The sequence below is a fragment of the Affinundibacterium seohonense genome (genome assembly GCF_014284305.1).
GTDB classification, from domain to species: Bacteria; Pseudomonadota; Gammaproteobacteria; order Burkholderiales; family Burkholderiaceae_D; genus Undibacterium; species Undibacterium seohonense.
Genome location: NZ_JACOFW010000030.1, coordinates 1 through 17054 on the forward strand (window position 1 = coordinate 1; position 17054 = coordinate 17054).

Genomic DNA, 17054 nt, shown 5'->3' on the forward strand with positions numbered 1-17054 from the left:
AACCAGTTGTTCCAAGGTGACCATTTCTAATTCGTGTTGGAAAGGTGTGGGTGTTTTTAGCATGCCGCTATTAAACCAAAAGGCCTCGCACTTGGCGAGGCCTTTTGGGGTTTGTCAGCAGTCTGAAGGGCACCTCTCGGTGCCCTTTTTTCCAACTTAGCTGCTAGCCAAAATGCTCTACTCTAGGGAGTTTAAAAAACCTCGCCATTCGCCAATGGCAGCGCTTATCACTCATGACAGTGGAGATTTTATGGAACAATAAACTCGTTCAATTTCTTAGTGAACTTAATTAACCACAAGCGATTTGGTCGTTCAGTGTCTGCACCACGAGCAACACGAGTCGTATTTCCCGCGGCACATCCAGCACTTGAACTGGCCGCCAACGCCCCATTCAAATCAACTGTGCACTTGGTGATATCAGCACCATCAACAATAGCACCGCTGCCATTCTGCACGATCGTCTTTAAACCAAAGTCATCATCATTTGCCAGTGCCAAGGTATTCTCATCCACCAGTGCTAATCCTTCTGCTTTCTCCGCCAACCAACCCGCTGCATTCAAATCTAACAACAGCGTTTTCTTCAAGACCACCACATTGGCGTAGTTCACGGCATTCACAGCGCTACCAGTCATGCTGCTTTTTTCCAGATCAGTACTAAGCGCGGCAATATCTGTCACATTATTGGGGATCTGCACTAACATCAAACGATTAAACACTTTGCCATCGGTGCCAGCACCTTGTTCGATCACGATAAATTTGCCATTCCCGAGTGAGATCAAATCGCCTAACTTCGCACCACCTGTTTTACCGCCAGAATACATTGCTGGATCAAGTGGATATGCATACAACTTCGTTTTTTCTGTGCTCGGATCAAACTCGACCCAGCGATTAAACTTGGCATAATCCTTAATACTTTCACTCGTCGCAGCACTTGCACCGGGAACGACAAACGAGGCTTTGCCGTCATCTAGTGGACTCTGGATAAAGCCATGCAATTTACCACTTGCTAATTCTAAACTCAGGCCTTCCATGCCACGATTCGCGCGACGTTTCAACAACACCGCTGGCAAATCCGAGGCGTTCGTGCCTGGCTGATATTTTTTCAAAATAACGCCAGTACTCAAATCGATCTTCAAGATGAATGGACCATACTCATCAGAAACCCATAACGCGTTGCGAGCAACATCCAACACGATAGATTCAGTATCGATGCCGTAATCGCTGAAGATCGTTTTCGTATTCGCTTCATATTTGGCGGCATCTGTGAGCGGAACTTCGCCTGAGGAACCCACTTTTCCTGCAGCGATAGACAAACCAGATGCATTAATCGAACTTGAGAACTTGATTGGCATCGTTGACTTCAGCACTGCACCAGTCTTACCCACTGAGATAACACCAATCGACGGTGTAAAACTCGGAGAAGGGAAAAATTTGCCATCACTAGTACCCGTAGAACCAGTCGTAATCATGGCATTTGGTACTTTCGGCCCATCACCATTTGGACCACGATCCGTGATTCCATAAAACTCCAGTGAACCATCGCTGGCTTTGCCTTTGAAGGTCAAACCAGAACCATAGGACGGTAAAAAGCCTTTTGGAAAATCGGCTTTAACTGCAGCGATGCTCCCCTCATAAGGAACATAAAAGGAATCAGCGGCCTGAATCTGATAACGTGTGACAGTAGCGCTAACTGCACCAAGCGCATTATTTTGTGTCACAGCTTCATTGATCACTGTTCCGACCTTACTCGTCAATGTATCTTCAAAGTGTTCACGTACCAAAATACGTCTGTCACTATCAACGCTTCGGCTTTTGTAATTAGCAGGCAATTTTGCCAACACAGCGGTCATTGCAGCATTGAAGCTTACGGCATTGACACTAAAGTCCAGAGTTTGCCCGGCCAATGTGGTTTTCACTTCGTTCGAAATTTGGATACCGTTGGATGGATCATTATCGGTATCAAGCAATTGCAAGGCCAACAAGCGATTGACGACTTTATCGTCTTTCACATTGTCACTGGCAGCTAGATTCAAGGGTGTGATGACGGCATTACACTGTGCAGAGCCCAATGTAATTCCACCGATGCTAAACACAATCGGTTGTCCTGGATAGCATGCAAAGCCGCCGCTGGCGTTTGTGCTGAGCTTAGCCGCACCATTCGCGACATAATCTAAGCCTTCAACGGTACCATCAAAAAACACCCCAGGAATTGCGGAAACCGGTTCATTGTTGGACGCTTTGTCGCTACTACCGCAAGCGACAGATAATAAAGTTGCAGCAACAACGCTGACACTCATCATGACTTTACTTTGCTTCATATTTCCCTCTTTATTTAAGCGACAGGCGTGACGCGTTCAAAACTAGTAAAGTGAGAAATGTAGTGTACGAATATGTCGCCGATATGACAGTTGCTGATCTGTTCACATGCGTAGGCCGCAGATTCTTGAGAGTGATGCGCGCCGAAAACAGAAAAGTTATGGGGACAATTTCGTCCCTTCATCAAAAATCGTTTTAAAAATTCTAAAACTTGGGGCTAATTCTAATCGCCTAAGCCGATTAATCTAGATCCTGTAGTTCTGCATTATTATTTGGCAAAGCTACGTATCGGCCGCTGCCTTATTAGTGATATTCACCGAGTCAGAAATGAGAACGATCATGAGTAAACTCTGCCTATGCCTTGTTATAGGCTTGTTCACCTCGGCATTAACAGTTTGTGCGGCAGCCTCACAAACGCAAATTGCCGCCGATCTCTTTCAAGATCAGCATTTTGCAGCGCCAAGTGTGGCTATCGATGGATAGTGAAATTTTCCGTGCAAATGCAGCGATGGAACGGTTCATTGCAAATGACATTCACCATTTCATTTTTCAGTTGGGAATAAATGCAAAGAATCGAAGTGATTTTGAAGATACGAAATCTTTATTCAAAAAAGAATTAGCAAGAGCAAAGGAAAGCAGTGTCACACAAAGAGATATTGCGCTTTATGCTGGCGAACTAAATCGACTAAACAGCATGACACAAAAAGGAGTAAACGAAAAAAGCTAGCAAACTCAATTTGCTAGCTTTTTCAATCGGAACTTACTTAAAACTTAGGCTGCCAAAAATACCGGAGCTTTAGATGGTGTCGCGTCACGCGCGCTGACTGGCAATTCCGCCAAATGCGTCGCACCGCTCATCAACTCGGCAATACGATCTGTCAGAGCGCCTTCTTGTGTGGCTAACTGGAAGTGCGCTGGTCGTTGCGTTTGTACGATACCCCAGCGAACGATAGGAGAGCGTCCAGAGCCATCCAACAATGCATGGTCACGCAGCCATTGTTCGAAGAAACGTGTAGGCATATTGCTGTCGATCCAGATCAAATGATTAGATGTCATCAGTTTGTTGTATGACGGGCGGACTAAAATTTCGTAAATCATTTTTATAACTCCCCTAAATGTCTTTGTCTTTTATGGATTCGACAAAGCTGCTGTTAGGACAAAAAACGCAGTTCAATTTAGTTCGGTTGACACAAATTCTTACAAGTTTCAGGTTTTTTTAAAGAATTTAGCGATTATTTTTGATTTTTTCGGATGTCACCAAATAAAAAAGCCCAAGTCTTTCAAGACTTGGGCTTTCTCATGAATTAGAAATATATTTAATTATGAAACATAGGCTGGTACGCCACGGCTAGCGGGAACTGCCAATGGCGCAGAATTTGCGTTATCGCCAATAAAACCAAATAAATTCTTAGGATTTTCCATTGCGGGGATCAAGGACAAAGTCTCGCTCATACCCAATTCGATCGCCACATCACGCATAAAACGTAAAGCAGAATAATCTTCTAGGGCAAAGCCTACCGAGTCAAAAATGGTCACTTGATCAGCACTACTACGTCCAACCACTTTACCGGAGAGTACGGTCCACAGCTCTGTCACTGGGAAGTCTGCTGGCATTTGCTGCATATCACCTTCAATGCGGGATTGTGGTTCAAACTCACAGAACACCGGCCCCATACGCAACACATCAGCATGTATTTCCGTTTTACCTGGGCAGTCTCCGCCAACGCCATTAATATGCATACCTGGCTCTATCATGTCAGGCGTAATGATCGTTGCATTGGTTTTGTCGGCAGTCACCGTCGTAATAATATCAACGCCCTTAACCGCTCCTTTGGTGCTGCTAAAGCGTTTCGTTTTTAAACCAAATTTTGCCAGGTTGACTTCCAATTTATCCGTGGCGCCACTATCGATATCAAATAAATGAAAGGTTTCTACACCTAATAAGTGATGGAAGGCCAAAGCTTGAAAATCGCTTTGTGCGCCATTGCCGATAATTGCCATCGTTTTGCAATTGTCACGTGCCAAAGCGCGTGCGGCGACAGCTGACATAGCAGCAGTGCGTATCGCCGTGGTCAAGGTCAATTCGCTGACCAATTCGGGTACGCCAGTTTCAACATCAGCCAACACACCAAATGCCATCACAGTTGGCAAATTAAAACGATGATTTGTCGGGTGACCGTTCACATACTTAAATGCATACGATTTGTCATCCGCAATCGGCATCAATTCAATAACGCCGACGTCAGAGTGATTTGCAACACGTGCACATTTATCGAACGAATTCCAGCGTAAAAAATCTTGATTGATATAAGAAGCAACGCCAGTAATGCAAGCGCCAATGCCACGTTTATTGATGATTTCTGCGACACGTTCCGCGCTCAAATATTGGGTCACTGCTTTACGTGGTGTGATAGTTACATTGTTGGTACTCATAATTGTCTCCGTTTGTATGGTGAGTCTATTCATGAGAACTTGCGTAAAATTTCTACAGCCAGTTAAGAGAATCCTCAACATTTCACCTAGATCATTGACATAACAACTGGGTGACTCTCGCTGCAACAACTTTGCGTAAGTTCTTTAAAAACTTAATGGAAGAATCTTACGGTAAGTTAATGTTAAACAGAATCAGCAAAAATGTACCAAATTCGTCAAATATCTGCCAAAATGACATAGCGAATTAACGAAATGAACAATATGGATGCCTTAGACCAACAATTAATCGGACTCTTGCGCACAGATGCGAGGATGAGCATTGCCACTCTGGCACATAAACTTAAAGTGTCACGAGGCACAGTCAATAATAGGATCACCAAGCTTGAAGATGAAGGTATTATTGTTGGCTATACGGTCAGACTACGACCCGATGCGCAACAAAATGAAATTCATGCTTGGATCAGTATTGCCGTAGAAGGTAACGAAACCCGCGCTGTCATTGCTACCTTACTTGGTGAGCCGGGGATAGAGGAGATTCATGACACCAATGGTCGCTGGGATTTATTGGCAAGCCTTCGCGCCACAAATCTATCTGAATTATCCTCAGTTCTCGAGCGTATTCGTTTAATCAAAGCGATTCAAAATACCGAAACCAGTATCCACTTGCAAACCTACCGTACATCAAATAAAGCGTGATTCCTTAAGATCGGCAATTTTCCTAAAGTTACGAGAAACCGATCTCCACAATAGGGGTTGACAACAATTACGCAAAGTCAGTCGCCAGCGAATCGAGATAGCAATACCATCACTACTGACTTTGCAGAAAGTTCCGACGAACATCGTCAACAATGACTATATGTAACGAGGTGGCGAGTCATAGGATCAAAATATTGAATAGGATCTCTTTGAACAGAGACTCTTAAGCAAAAAAAGTTGCGTCAATTAACGGCACAGATATTGCTTAACATCATGTAGCCAATTTTTTGTTTCATGGTCTCGTGACTTGGAAACTAAACTCGCTACATGGACATGACTTATCTTCATTGACATGTAAATCAAGTGGAAAAAAACCGTGAATTTTCTTAAAAAACTATTTGGGCTAGACAAAGCCAAAACACCTAAAAGCACGCTCAAACGTACGCCTGAAATACAAGCGAGTTTAGACCGCATCGAGGCACGCAAGCAAAAAGAGTTGCGAGAGTCCGATGAAAAAAAACGACGAGAACGATTATTAAAACCCCATACGCCCTCGGCACGTGATGTCAGCCAACATCCCGTCTCCGCTGAAGAGGAGTTACGTAGATTAGAAAGACGAGCACAGCAGCCTCATGCCGACCGACTACAGGCAGACAGTGGCATGGTAGCAAATAGCAAAATGGACCTATGGCTCAATACCATCGCACCAGAAGATCCACCCGATACGATTGCTCCAGACATGCGCATTCCAGAAACCGTATTCAATGTGAAAACCAATAAATTTGAAAAATAGTGGCTGCATGAAGTAGGCTCATGCTGGATTCTGACTCACTCCCAAGCAGAAGATGGAATGTTGCCGAGCCCCTTAAAAACCGGCTTACTAAACCAATAGCCTTGCATCAAGTTAATTCCGACAGAGCAAAGAAAATCCCGCTCAGCGCGCGTCTCGATTCCTTCCGCTAGAATTTTAATATTTAACTCTTGGCAAATAGACGCTATGCCTTTAACAATAGCTTGGCGGGCAGGATGTGCGTCAATCCCTCGCACCAGATCCATATCGATTTTGATAATGTCTGGCTGATACTCTGACAAAAGATTAAGCCCGGCATACCCAGCGCCAAAATCATCTATCGCCGTCATAAACCCAAAATTACTGTACTGCCTGAAGATATTCACGAGGTGCGGCCGATCTTGCACTCGCTCTCCTTCGGTCACCTCAAAAATAATTCGCTCAATAGGAAAATGATACTTACGCGCCGCTTCCAGTGTGGTCTGAATACAGACCTCTGGCTTATACACAGCATTTGGCAAAAAATTAATCGACAGAAATTCTCGCATACCCAATCGCGCCGCGCCTTCAACGGCTTTCACGCGACACAATTGATCAAAACGATACCGATTACTGTCATTCACTTGCGCAAGAATACTTGCTGCCGATTCACCATGAGTGCCGCGCACCAAGGCTTCATGCGCAAAAATAGTTCGGGTTGCGAAGTCAACAATGGGTTGATAAGCAAATTCAAATTCAAGCTCGAAAGGACTATCACTTCGACACCCGACGCACGCGCCGCTGGCCTTAGCGTCATCAGAATTATCCGGAAAAATCGGTACAGTCGCACTCATATTGAATTTCCTATCCTTACAAAAGTAGTTAAATCAAGTAGGAAACTAAGCTTTCTAACATTGCATACCTTCGGGTGCTTTAATCTAACTCTTTAAGAGAAACCAGAGCCTTATCGACTACATCCACGCTTCAGATGCACTCACATTGAATATGTGACCATCAATAAGGTGTTAGGAAATAATAACATCGTCTAAGCTTAGCAACACATGTTTAAGCTACGCACTACCACAAATAGACACGCTGTCTCACATCTTAATCTCTCTCAATGAGGAACAGCATGAAGATCTCGATCTCTCAAAAAAAAAACCAGTTACACCCCTCGGGTAAAACTGGTTTTTTACAATTTACGACTGACTGCGAATTAGAACGGAATATCGTCATCCATATCTGAGAAATTCGGCGCTGGACGCTGTTGTGGCGCTTGACGCGGTTGCTGCACTGGCGCACTGTAAGCTTGCTGTTGACGTGGCGCTGGAGCACCGCCGCCATAGCCGTCATCATCCATCGGAGCACCGCCACCACCGCCCATACCTTGACGGCTGCCGAGCATTTTCATTTCGTCAGCACGAATGTCGGTCGCATATTTTTCTACACCATCTTTGTCAGTGTACTTACGTGTGCGCAAGCTACCTTCGATGTAAACCTGTGAACCTTTTTTCAGATATTGACCAGCAATCTCTGCCAATTTGCCAAAGAAAGTGACGCGATGCCATTCAGTCGCTTCTTTCTTTTCACCGGTTTGTTTGTCTTTCCACGATTCTGTGGTTGCTACTGCAATGGTGGTCATTGCATCGCCACTTGGCATGTAGCGTGTTTCTGGATCACGTCCCAGATTGCCAATAATCAACACTTTATTTAGTGATGCCATCTTAATGTCTCCTACTCTCAAATCGGTAAGATTATCAATTCAATTGTGAATCGTTAATACCTACCTTTAATTTATCAACGTAACTCGCGTGTTTCAATAGATCAAAAATGCTTTCCATTCAGGAGGACAAATTTGCTTACTGCATTTCTGCAAATACTGGCTAGACCGCGTTAGCGATGTCGCTTGTATTCTCAGAATCCGGTTTGCTGGCGCGCTTGGGCAATTCCGGCATCCGGCTTGCGATTATAAGCCAGATTAAAGACAAAACTGCAGTAAATATAAACACCGAACTAGCACTGATATGTTGCTTCATCCAACCACCAACAAAACCACCACAGGCCAAACCCAGCGCTTGCAAAGTGTTATATACGCCGAGCGCAGCGCCTTTCGCTGACGGCGGTGCTAGACGGGAAACTAAGGAAGGCTGGCTCGCCTCCAAAATATTAAAGGCAAGGAAAAATGCAAATAGCATCGCGATCAACATCGTTGCATTTTCTAGGAAACTCCAAAAGCCCAGTTGCACCAGCATCAGCAAGGCGATCGACCACACAAAAACCTGCTTCATTTTGCCGCTGCGCTCTCCACGCATAATCGCCAGTAACATCACAAAGAAAGATCCAAAGACCACTGGCAAATACACTTGCCAATGTTTATCCAAAGGCAGCTGTGCGTATTGCACTAATGCCGACGGTACCACCACAAACATCGCGACCTGACTGAGATGCAATACGAATACGCCTAAATTCAAACGCATCAATTCTGGATTTTTCAATACCTCAATGAGCGGTACTTTTACATTCGGTATCGACGGTGCATCGGGTGTCACCCATGTCACGACGCCGATCGCAGCAATCGCCATGATCGCTGTCAAAATAAAGATGCCATCCATGCCTATGCGTTGATACAAAACTGGCGCTAACACGAGCGACAAGGCAAAGCTGATACCGATAGAACCACCAACCATCGCCATCGCCTTAGTACGGTGTTCCTCTCTGGTGGTGTCAGCAAGTAAAGCTGTAATCGCCGCAGATATCGCACCAGCGCCCTGCACTGCACGTCCAATCAAGATGCCCATCACTGTATGCGACATTGCTGCGATCACAGCGCCTACTGCGAACAAGATCAATCCAACAATAATTACTGGCTTACGACCATATTTATCCGAAGCCATGCCAAACAAAATCTGCAAGCAGGCTTGCGTTAAGCCATAAATCCCCATCGCCATACCGACCAAGGCGGCATTGTCGCCATCGGGCAAAGTTTTGGCGTGAATCGCAAAAATTGGCAGAATCAAAAATAAGCCGAACATCCGTAAGGCGAAGATGGATGCCAAAGAGGCACCAGCCCGAATTTCGGACGATGACATTTTGTTGGGGACTGAAGTTGATGAGAGCGGTTGTGAGCTCATAGGTGTTGCGCTATTCATAAGACTAATACAGCAAAAAAACCAGCAAAATTCAGGCAATAACCGAGTGCCATCATCCCTAAACATGATTCTCGGGACAATTTGATTCGACACCCGCGCTTATTTTTGAAAACCCGTTATAGTATCAGGTTGCTTGCTTTTCATTTCGAAATGCGACCGCGATTTGTGTTTGTTCCTTTGATAGAGATTAAATCCTGTCATCGACAAAACCAATCCGAGTCGCCAATTGAATAATTACTCTTCTTTTTATTACACTTATATCTTTTCAATCAGCAGGAATCCTGCAGGAATTGTTTCATGACCACTAGCAAAACTAAGAAATCCCTGAAGTCCGCGCCCGCAGAAATCGAATTCGATCTCGTGGACATGCCGCTCCCCAAGAAGGACGCGATCCGGGTTCGTGGTGCACGTACACATAATCTGAAAAATATCAGCATTGATCTTCCACGCAATAAGCTGGTTGTGATCACCGGTTTATCAGGCTCGGGCAAATCTTCACTCGCGTTTGATACTTTGTATGCAGAAGGCCAGCGTCGTTATGTGGAATCCTTATCTGCTTACGCACGTCAGTTTTTGCAATTGATGGAAAAGCCGGATGTGGATTTGATCGAAGGCTTGTCGCCAGCGATTTCGATTGAACAAAAAGCGACTTCGCATAATCCACGTTCGACCGTCGGTACCGTCACCGAAATTCATGATTACCTGCGTTTGCTGTATGCCCGCGTTGGCACACCCTACTGCCCAGATCACCCCGAAAATCCTTTAGCAGCCCAATCAGTTTCGCAAATGGTCGACGCCGTGTTAGCGATGCCAGAAGATAGCAAGCTGATGATTTTGGCGCCGGTGGTATCGAATCGTAAAGGTGAGCACGTCGATTTGTTTGAGCAAATGCAGGCGCAGGGTTTTGTGCGTTTCCGTGTGCAGAGTGGCACCCACGATGCGAAGATTTACGATGTTGATGATTTACCGAAACTCAAGAAAACCGAAAAACACACGATTGATGTCGTAGTTGATCGTGTCAAAGTCAAAGCAGAAATTAAGCAACGCTTAGCCGAGTCCTTTGAAACCTGTCTGCGCATTGCCGAAGGTCGCGCCTTGGTGGTCGATATGGATAGCGGTCACGAGCAATTATTCTCAAACAAGTTTGCCTGCCCGACTTGCGGCTATAGTCTGCAAGAATTAGAACCGCGCCTTTTCTCGTTCAATAATCCTATGGGCGCTTGCCCGGAGTGCGATGGTCTCGGCCATATCGAATTCTTTGATCCTAAACGCATCGTCGCTTTCCCGAATTTATCCTTGGCGAGTGGCGCGGTTAAAGGTTGGGATAGACGTAATCAGTTCTATTTCCAAATGCTGTCAAACCTAGCAGCCTTCTATGATTTCGATCTAGATGTACCATTTGAACAGCTACCCGAAGCCGCACAACAAGTCGTTTTGTATGGCTCTGGCAAGCAAAGCATCCCGTTCACTTACATCAATGAAAAAGGTCGCACTGTCGTCAAGGAACATACCTTTGAAGGCGTGGTCACCAATCTGCAAAGACGTTATCGCGAAACTGATTCAATGGCGGTGAAGGAAGAGCTAGCGAAGTTCATCAATGAGAAAGAATGTCCATCATGCCACGGCGCGCGTTTGCGCGTGGAAGCTCGTTTTGTGAAAGTGGGCACGGGAAAACAAGAACGCGCGATTTATGAAATCAGTGCGATGCCTTTACGTGAAGGCATGGACTTTTTTGGTAAGTTAAAATTAACTGGAGCGAAGCGCGATATCGCGGATCGTATCATTAAAGAAATCAGCTCACGTCTGACATTCTTGAACAATGTTGGTCTCGACTATTTGTCACTAGATCGCAGCGCCGATACTTTGTCGGGCGGCGAAGCACAGCGAATTCGCCTCGCCTCACAAATCGGCTCAGGCCTAACTGGTGTGATGTACGTTTTGGATGAGCCGTCTATCGGTTTGCATCAACGTGACAATGACCGATTGATCGGCACACTCAAACATCTCCGCGATATCGGCAATAGCGTTCTCGTGGTTGAGCATGATGAAGACGCCATTCGCTGCGCCGACTTCATTGTCGACATGGGCTTAGGCGCTGGCGTGCATGGTGGTGAAATCATCGCTCAAGGTTCGCTTGACGATATCATGCAAAGCAAGCGCTCCTTGACTGCTCAATATTTATCCGGCGCATTGGAAATTGAAGTACCGAAAAAACGCGCAGCCTTTAATCCAGAGAAACAATTCGTGATCGCCGGCGCGACTGGCAACAACTTGAAAAAAGTGACGATGAAATTGCCGGTCGGTTTACTGACTTGCGTGACGGGCGTTTCCGGTTCGGGTAAATCAACCTTGGTCAACGATACTTTATACCTGGCGGCATCGCGTCATCTGTATGGTTCACAAACTGAACCAGCGGCGTTTGAAAGTATTAGCGGCCTAGAACATTTTGATAAAGTCATTGCCGTCGATCAAGCGCCAATTGGTCGTACTCCACGCTCGAATCCTGCGACTTACACTGGTCTGTTCACACCGATACGCGATTTATTCGCGACTGTCCCCGTCGCTAAAGAACGCGGCTACAGCGCCGGGCGTTTTTCTTTCAATGTCAAAGGCGGACGCTGCGAAGCTTGCCAAGGTGATGGCGTGATCAAAGTCGAAATGCACTTCTTGCCTGACGTGTACGTACCTTGCGATGTGTGCCACGGCAAACGCTACAACCGCGAAACTTTGGAAGTGCAATACAAGGGCAAGAACATCAACGAAATCTTGGCTATGACGGTCGAAGACGCGCATGAATTCTTCAAACCTGTTCCTTTAATTGCGCGTAAATTGCAAACTCTGTTGGATGTCGGACTCGGCTATATTCGCCTCGGCCAAAGTGCGACTACGCTGTCTGGTGGTGAAGCACAACGTGTGAAATTATCTTTAGAATTGTCGAAGCGCGATACGGGTCGCACCTTGTATATTTTGGATGAGCCGACCACCGGTTTGCATTTCCACGATATCGCTTTGTTGTTGAAAGTGATCCATCGACTGCGCGATCAAGGAAATACTGTCGTCATCATTGAACACAATCTGGACGTGATTAAAACCGCGGACTGGATCGTTGATATGGGACCAGAAGGCGGCGCTGGTGGTGGGCGCATTATTGCCAGCGGCACACCGGAAGATGTGGCAGCGAATGAACATAGTGTGACTGGGCATTATTTGTTGCCGCTGTTGAAGAAGAAGTAAAAGCTTTCGCCGCAGAGGCGCAGAGTACGCAGAGAAATCCCTCTCAAAAACTCCGCCTACCAGCTTCTAGGCGGCTAGGCTTTTGAGCGATTTGAACGTAATTCTCCGTCATTCCTGCGCAGACAGGAATCTAGTGTCGTCAGTTGATCAACGAACGACGCTGGGCTCCTGCCTACGCAGGAGCGACACAAGGATAGTCACATCGGTTTAGAAAGAAAAACTCTCTCGCCACAGAGGCGCAGAAGACGAAGAGAAACTTTCCAAAAAAAACTCTGTACCCTCTGCGCCTCTGCGGCAAAGCTTTTTGATCAAAAAAATTCTTAAATTATTATGAGCATCAAACTAATCGTAGGCCTAGGCAATCCAGGCCCTGAATATGAACAAACCCGCCACAATGCGGGTTTTTGGCTAGTCGATCAACTCGCTGGCAGCAGCTTGCAACGCGATAAAAATTTCAATGCCTTGGTCGCGAAGACGCGTATTGCAACTGAAGAAGTTTGGCTATTGCAGCCACAAACTTTTATGAACCGCTCGGGGCAATCTGTCGGCGCAATCTGCCGTTTTTACAAAATCATGCCGGAGCAAGTATTGGTCGTACACGATGAACTCGACATCGCCCCTGGCCTAGCCAAGCTAAAGAAAGGCGGCTCATCTGGTGGACACAACGGCCTAAAAGACATCACCGCAGCTCTTGGCACACAAGACTACTGGCGCATGCGCATAGGCATCGGTCATCCACGGACTTTGAATTTGCAACAAGGCGTGGCTGACTTCGTTTTACATCGACCACGCAAAGAAGAACAGCCATTGATCGATGAATCGATTGCGCGCGGCTTGGAGATTATCCCAATGTTGATCAAGGGTGAATTTGCTGATGCGATGACCAAACTGCATACGATTAGCAAATAAGATCTAACACAACGCAAAAGCCCCAGACAATCGCTTGTCTGGGGCTTTTGCTTTTTTAGGTGAACAATCATCCGTCCACCTATGCAATTACAAAATTAGAACTTGTAAGTTGCATTCACGTAGAAAGTACGGAAAGTTGGTGATGCACCACCGCGCCAGTTAGTTGGGTTTTCTGCCTGGAACACATTACCGACGAACAAATTCAAGGTGGTGTTTTTGATGCCGGAGTAAGTCAAACTATAGTTGACGAAAATTGAGGCATCAATGCGCTCACATGTTGCCATGTTTTCTGGTGCTACTTTTTGCGTTACGCAGTAAGTTGGTGAAGCAATACTGTTTGCACTGTAACCGCTACCGTAGTTAACAACAACTGCATTGCCCCAGTTACCTGTTTTCAAATCAGCAACAAATTTGCCTGACATACTGCCACCAAAATCATAAGTACCTTCTTGACGAGGACCCCATGCATTGTCAGCTTGACTAAATTCTTGATAGTTCAAAACATAGTTACCTTCCAATTGCAAACGTAGATCACCTACATTTGCAATCTTGAATCTGGATGTTAAATCGAAATCCAAACCAGATGCACGAGTTTTACCAGTATTGACGTATGGATTGTAGACCAAACCAAGTTTGCCAATGTTTTGGAAGCTAGTGGTATTGCCCGGTGCATATTTTTTCACTAAAGCTAAGAATTCATTGTCCGTCGCTGTGTTATCAACCCGCAACAACTGACCAGCTGGCAGACTTGCCTCGCCTTTCAAAATGTCCACAACGGAACGGCTACCGATTTCGCCTTTGCGCTCGATATTGTAGTAGTCCATTGCAAATGACCATTGCTTGGTCGGTGCAAAAACCATACCTAAAGTATAAGAACGAGATGTTTCTGGTTCCAAATTCGGATTGGACGCAACAAAACTCGGCAAACCGGCTGAACAATCTGCATTGCGATAAGTATTACCCAAGTTTTTATCAGATGTAGTTGCTGCCTTATTGTTTTGAATCAGATTGTTTAACTCGGTCGCAATTGGGCAACGACGCAAATCATTGACACCAGTCGCTACAGAGCTACGACCTAAGCCGTTTCCAGATTCAACAATATTCGGTGCGCGGAAACCACCTGCGGCTGTCGCACGCAACAAGAGGCTGTCACTTGGACTAAAACGCAATCCCAATTTTGGAGAAACGTGTGCATCAAAACCGACAGTTTTATCTGCACGCAATGCTGCACTCATTTCCAAAGTTTTGAGGACTGGAATGGTAGCTTCACTAAACAAGGCGTATTGATTACGCGTATCTTTCACTTGCAATCCAAAAACGCCAACCAACTCACCGTTGAGAACATTGTCTGAACTCTTCATTTGATAAGATTCACGACGAATATCACCACCTAAAGCGATTGACAAAGGTCCGGCAGGTAACTGCATGACTTCACCGGTGATCGTGCCATCGAGGAACGTGATCGTGGATTGCCCCTTCGTCGTACGGATAGGGAACATGCTTTCCAAGACTGCCGCATCATTCTTCTGCCCAAACTTATAAGTCTTGTTCAGAATCGCGTCGGTATAACCTTTGGCGCTAGTGGAGCGCGTCGATTTATCAGCAGTAGAATCCATGTGACCAAAAGCTGACTTCCAATCAAAACTACCGACCGTGCCGTCCAACGCCAACATCACGCGATATTGCTCGGAATTCGTTTTATTGAAGTTAAAGCCATCACCGGTATCCATCATACGCGTACGAATTTCAACAGGTGTTGTGTATGGATTGCTTGGGTGACCCACTGGCAGTTTTGGATACGTAAATGGTCCTACCATTTTCGCGCCATACACGTTGTACCAGATGCTAGAACCTGATGTCGTTGGTGTTGTGAAAGGTGCGACGATATAGGAATTCAGTGCAGTAGCATACGTCAATTCAAGATTCGCATTGATCTCTTTGCCAATCTTAAAATGGGTATTACTTGCCAATGCATAACGCTCATTATTTGTCGTTAATCCAGAGTATGGCAGCACATCAAATTTACACTGCTTATCAACTGGATCGATATCCGCAGCCGGACAGCCTGGTGCCGCGACAATGTTGGTACTACTGATGAAATAGTTGCCAGTTGGTGAGTAAGCTGACTTTGCATCCCAAGTCGAACGACCTGGTGTCTGACGATGCCATTCAGGGTAATGATTACGCAGATCACCCGTGGTATAACCATCACGCTTGTAGCCTTCGACTGTCAAATAGGTATTAAAGCCATGCGTGTCGATATCGCCAAATCCATAAATAGCAGAGACGTTGCGACTACGGTTGTCGCTGAAGTTTTCTGAATTACGGAAACCAGCTTTGATTTGCGCACCTTGGTAATCTTTGCGCAAAATAATATTAATTACACCAGCGATAGCATCAGAGCCGTAAATCGCTGAGGCACCATCTTTCAAAATTTCGATACGTTCAATCGAATCCGCTGCAATCGCATCTAAGTTAGAAAAATTCTCTTGCGCGCCATCTGACAAGCCATACGGTGCAATACGACGGCCATTGACCAAAACCAGCGTAGAAACTTTACTAAAACCACGCATACTCACCGCAGAAGCGCCAGTCGCGAATCCACCAGAGCCTTGGGTTCCAGAATTCAAATCGGTACTAACAGCAACGGTATCAGTCAAAATGCCCAAGGCGGTCGCTGAACCACTGCGTTCGATATCCTGACGGGTCAAAACTTGTAGTGAAGCTGCAGACTCGAGACTGGTTCGTTTGATGCTAGAACCTGTTACCTCAACTCTTTGCACCTTAGTTTGCGCTTCTTGCGCTACTGCAGGTGTCATAGCGACGAGTGTATGAACCACACCAATTGCCATCAATGCTTTTGTCATCTGTTTGAGTTTCATGTTTTCTCTCTTGTTTGTGTTGAATTTTGTACTTCAATTTACCTGACAACTTGAAACATCAAATTGAGGAATTCAAGCAATCGTGCAAATTTTGAAATTTTATTTTCATTATTAGTTTAGACCTGCGTTTATAGTACAAGAATTCACCAAAAAAGATCCAGCATTTTTGTAAGACTCCTTACAAAATACTCTATGCAATACCAAAATGAGACAAATTATATTGTTATTTTTGAAAATTTAATTTCAAAAATAAATTGATTAAAACTCAAGCGCGCAAAAAAAACCGGTGAATGCTTTTTTTATATTGAAAAAAAGTATTCACCGGACTAGTTAGAATTGACTTCTGGGGATTTGTGTTGACGTCAAAAACTAGTCTTGATGCTCGTCATCGACAGGACTACTGTCAGCAGCAGGCAGTTTTCGACCACGCTGTCCTAACGCCTGTCGCAATAGATATTCAACCTGAGCGTTAGCACTACGCAATTCCTGCGCGGCCATACGTTCAATCTCAGCCCACAAGACCGGATCAATACGCAGCGGAAACGATTTTTTACCTGGACTTGCCATATTGTCTCTTGATTACATTTTTACACGGCGCCTCGTTGTGAGGCATTTATTTTTTTACACCGCCGCTTCGTTGCAGCCTTTTCGTTTTACTCATGCCTG

General features: G+C 45.4%; 14 protein-coding genes. 6 read left to right on the plus strand and 8 right to left on the minus strand.

Going from position 1 to position 17054, the window contains the following annotated elements; all coding sequences use genetic code 11:
* Positions 1–248: 248 nt before the first annotated feature.
* Positions 249–2318, minus strand: a complete 2070-nt coding sequence (locus H8K52_RS18280) for an esterase-like activity of phytase family protein (protein WP_246464673.1) — start codon at positions 2316–2318, stop codon at positions 249–251.
* Between the two features lie 337 nt (positions 2319–2655).
* Here H8K52_RS18280 and H8K52_RS18285 point away from each other — a divergent pair, with 337 nt between their 5' ends.
* Complete coding sequence (locus tag H8K52_RS18285) at positions 2656–2799, plus strand: hypothetical protein (protein ID WP_186924353.1); 144 nt, start codon at positions 2656–2658, stop codon at positions 2797–2799.
* The gene (locus tag H8K52_RS18290) at positions 2792–3043 is read left to right on the plus strand and encodes a hypothetical protein (RefSeq protein ID WP_186924354.1); all 252 of its coding nucleotides are present in this window, start codon (positions 2792–2794) and stop codon (positions 3041–3043) included. The genes H8K52_RS18285 and H8K52_RS18290 overlap by 8 nt, the downstream gene beginning before the upstream one ends.
* 44 nt (positions 3044–3087) lie before the next feature.
* On the opposite strand, the gene H8K52_RS18295 is transcribed toward H8K52_RS18290, so the two are convergent.
* Positions 3088–3372, minus strand: coding sequence for a hypothetical protein (locus tag H8K52_RS18295; protein ID WP_222613839.1), 285 nt, complete (start codon positions 3370–3372; stop codon positions 3088–3090).
* A gap of 264 nt (positions 3373–3636) precedes the next feature.
* Positions 3637–4749, minus strand: a complete 1113-nt coding sequence (locus tag H8K52_RS18300; RefSeq protein WP_186924356.1) for an ornithine cyclodeaminase — start codon at positions 4747–4749, stop codon at positions 3637–3639.
* Positions 4750–5010: 261 nt separating this feature from the next.
* Between H8K52_RS18300 and H8K52_RS18305 the strand changes: the two genes are divergently transcribed.
* Together H8K52_RS18305 and H8K52_RS18310 are read left to right on the plus strand one after the other, a co-directional pair.
* Positions 5011–5445: an Lrp/AsnC family transcriptional regulator gene (locus H8K52_RS18305; protein WP_186924388.1), complete on the plus strand. Its 435-nt coding sequence runs from the start codon at positions 5011–5013 to the stop codon at positions 5443–5445.
* 376 nt (positions 5446–5821) lie between these two features.
* On the plus strand, positions 5822–6238 hold the full coding sequence (locus H8K52_RS18310) for a hypothetical protein (RefSeq protein ID WP_186924357.1): 417 nt from the start codon (positions 5822–5824) through the stop codon (positions 6236–6238).
* Between the two features lie 35 nt (positions 6239–6273).
* On the opposite strand, the gene H8K52_RS18315 is transcribed toward H8K52_RS18310, so the two are convergent.
* From H8K52_RS18315 to H8K52_RS18325, 3 genes are all read right to left on the minus strand, one after another.
* Positions 6274–7068: an EAL domain-containing protein gene (locus H8K52_RS18315; RefSeq protein ID WP_186924358.1), complete on the minus strand. Its 795-nt coding sequence runs from the start codon at positions 7066–7068 to the stop codon at positions 6274–6276.
* A 362-nt stretch (positions 7069–7430) separates the two neighbouring features.
* Positions 7431–7937: a single-stranded DNA-binding protein gene (ssb, locus tag H8K52_RS18320; protein ID WP_186924359.1), complete on the minus strand. Its 507-nt coding sequence runs from the start codon at positions 7935–7937 to the stop codon at positions 7431–7433.
* A 160-nt stretch (positions 7938–8097) separates the two neighbouring features.
* A complete protein-coding gene (locus tag H8K52_RS18325) occupies positions 8098–9345 on the minus strand; it encodes an MFS transporter (RefSeq protein ID WP_246464675.1) in 1248 nt (415 codons plus the stop codon).
* 384 nt (positions 9346–9729) lie between these two features.
* Between H8K52_RS18325 and uvrA the strand changes: the two genes are divergently transcribed.
* Both uvrA and pth read left to right on the plus strand, forming a co-directional pair.
* Positions 9730–12597 (plus strand): excinuclease ABC subunit UvrA, encoded by a 2868-nt coding sequence (gene uvrA, locus H8K52_RS18330; protein ID WP_186924390.1) that lies wholly within the window; start codon positions 9730–9732, stop codon positions 12595–12597.
* Positions 12598–12927: 330 nt separating this feature from the next.
* Positions 12928–13506 carry an aminoacyl-tRNA hydrolase gene (gene pth / locus H8K52_RS18335; protein WP_186924360.1) on the plus strand — a complete coding sequence of 193 codons (579 nt, stop codon included), beginning with the start codon at positions 12928–12930 and terminating at the stop codon, positions 13504–13506.
* A 95-nt stretch (positions 13507–13601) separates the two neighbouring features.
* On the opposite strand, the gene H8K52_RS18340 is transcribed toward pth, so the two are convergent.
* Positions 13602–16388: a TonB-dependent receptor plug domain-containing protein gene (locus tag H8K52_RS18340; protein ID WP_246464676.1), complete on the minus strand. Its 2787-nt coding sequence runs from the start codon at positions 16386–16388 to the stop codon at positions 13602–13604.
* 369 nt (positions 16389–16757) lie between these two features.
* Positions 16758–16955, minus strand: a complete 198-nt coding sequence (locus H8K52_RS18345; RefSeq protein ID WP_186924361.1) for a type II toxin-antitoxin system antitoxin — start codon at positions 16953–16955, stop codon at positions 16758–16760.
* Between the last annotated feature and the right edge of the window lie 99 nt (positions 16956–17054).

What these genes read in the sequence shown, in the direction of transcription:
- H8K52_RS18280 (WP_246464673.1), bottom strand. Translation starts at nt 2,318, where the DNA reads ATGAAGCAAAGTAAAGTCATGATGAGTGTCAGCGTTGTTGCTGCAACT.
- pth (WP_186924360.1), top strand. Translation starts at nt 12,928, where the DNA reads ATGAGCATCAAACTAATCGTAGGCCTAGGCAATCCAGGCCCTGAATAT.
- H8K52_RS18345 (WP_186924361.1), bottom strand. Translation starts at nt 16,955, where the DNA reads ATGGCAAGTCCAGGTAAAAAATCGTTTCCGCTGCGTATTGATCCGGTC.
- ssb (WP_186924359.1), bottom strand. Translation starts at nt 7,937, where the DNA reads ATGGCATCACTAAATAAAGTGTTGATTATTGGCAATCTGGGACGTGAT.
- uvrA (WP_186924390.1), top strand. Translation starts at nt 9,730, where the DNA reads ATGCCGCTCCCCAAGAAGGACGCGATCCGGGTTCGTGGTGCACGTACA.
- H8K52_RS18300 (WP_186924356.1), bottom strand. Translation starts at nt 4,749, where the DNA reads ATGAGTACCAACAATGTAACTATCACACCACGTAAAGCAGTGACCCAA.
- H8K52_RS18295 (WP_222613839.1), bottom strand. Translation starts at nt 3,372, where the DNA reads ATGACATCTAATCATTTGATCTGGATCGACAGCAATATGCCTACACGT.
- H8K52_RS18325 (WP_246464675.1), bottom strand. Translation starts at nt 9,345, where the DNA reads ATGAGCTCACAACCGCTCTCATCAACTTCAGTCCCCAACAAAATGTCA.
- H8K52_RS18315 (WP_186924358.1), bottom strand. Translation starts at nt 7,068, where the DNA reads ATGAGTGCGACTGTACCGATTTTTCCGGATAATTCTGATGACGCTAAG.
- H8K52_RS18305 (WP_186924388.1), top strand. Translation starts at nt 5,011, where the DNA reads ATGGATGCCTTAGACCAACAATTAATCGGACTCTTGCGCACAGATGCG.
- H8K52_RS18340 (WP_246464676.1), bottom strand. Translation starts at nt 16,388, where the DNA reads ATGAAACTCAAACAGATGACAAAAGCATTGATGGCAATTGGTGTGGTT.
- H8K52_RS18290 (WP_186924354.1), top strand. Translation starts at nt 2,792, where the DNA reads ATGGATAGTGAAATTTTCCGTGCAAATGCAGCGATGGAACGGTTCATT.
- H8K52_RS18285 (WP_186924353.1), top strand. Translation starts at nt 2,656, where the DNA reads ATGAGTAAACTCTGCCTATGCCTTGTTATAGGCTTGTTCACCTCGGCA.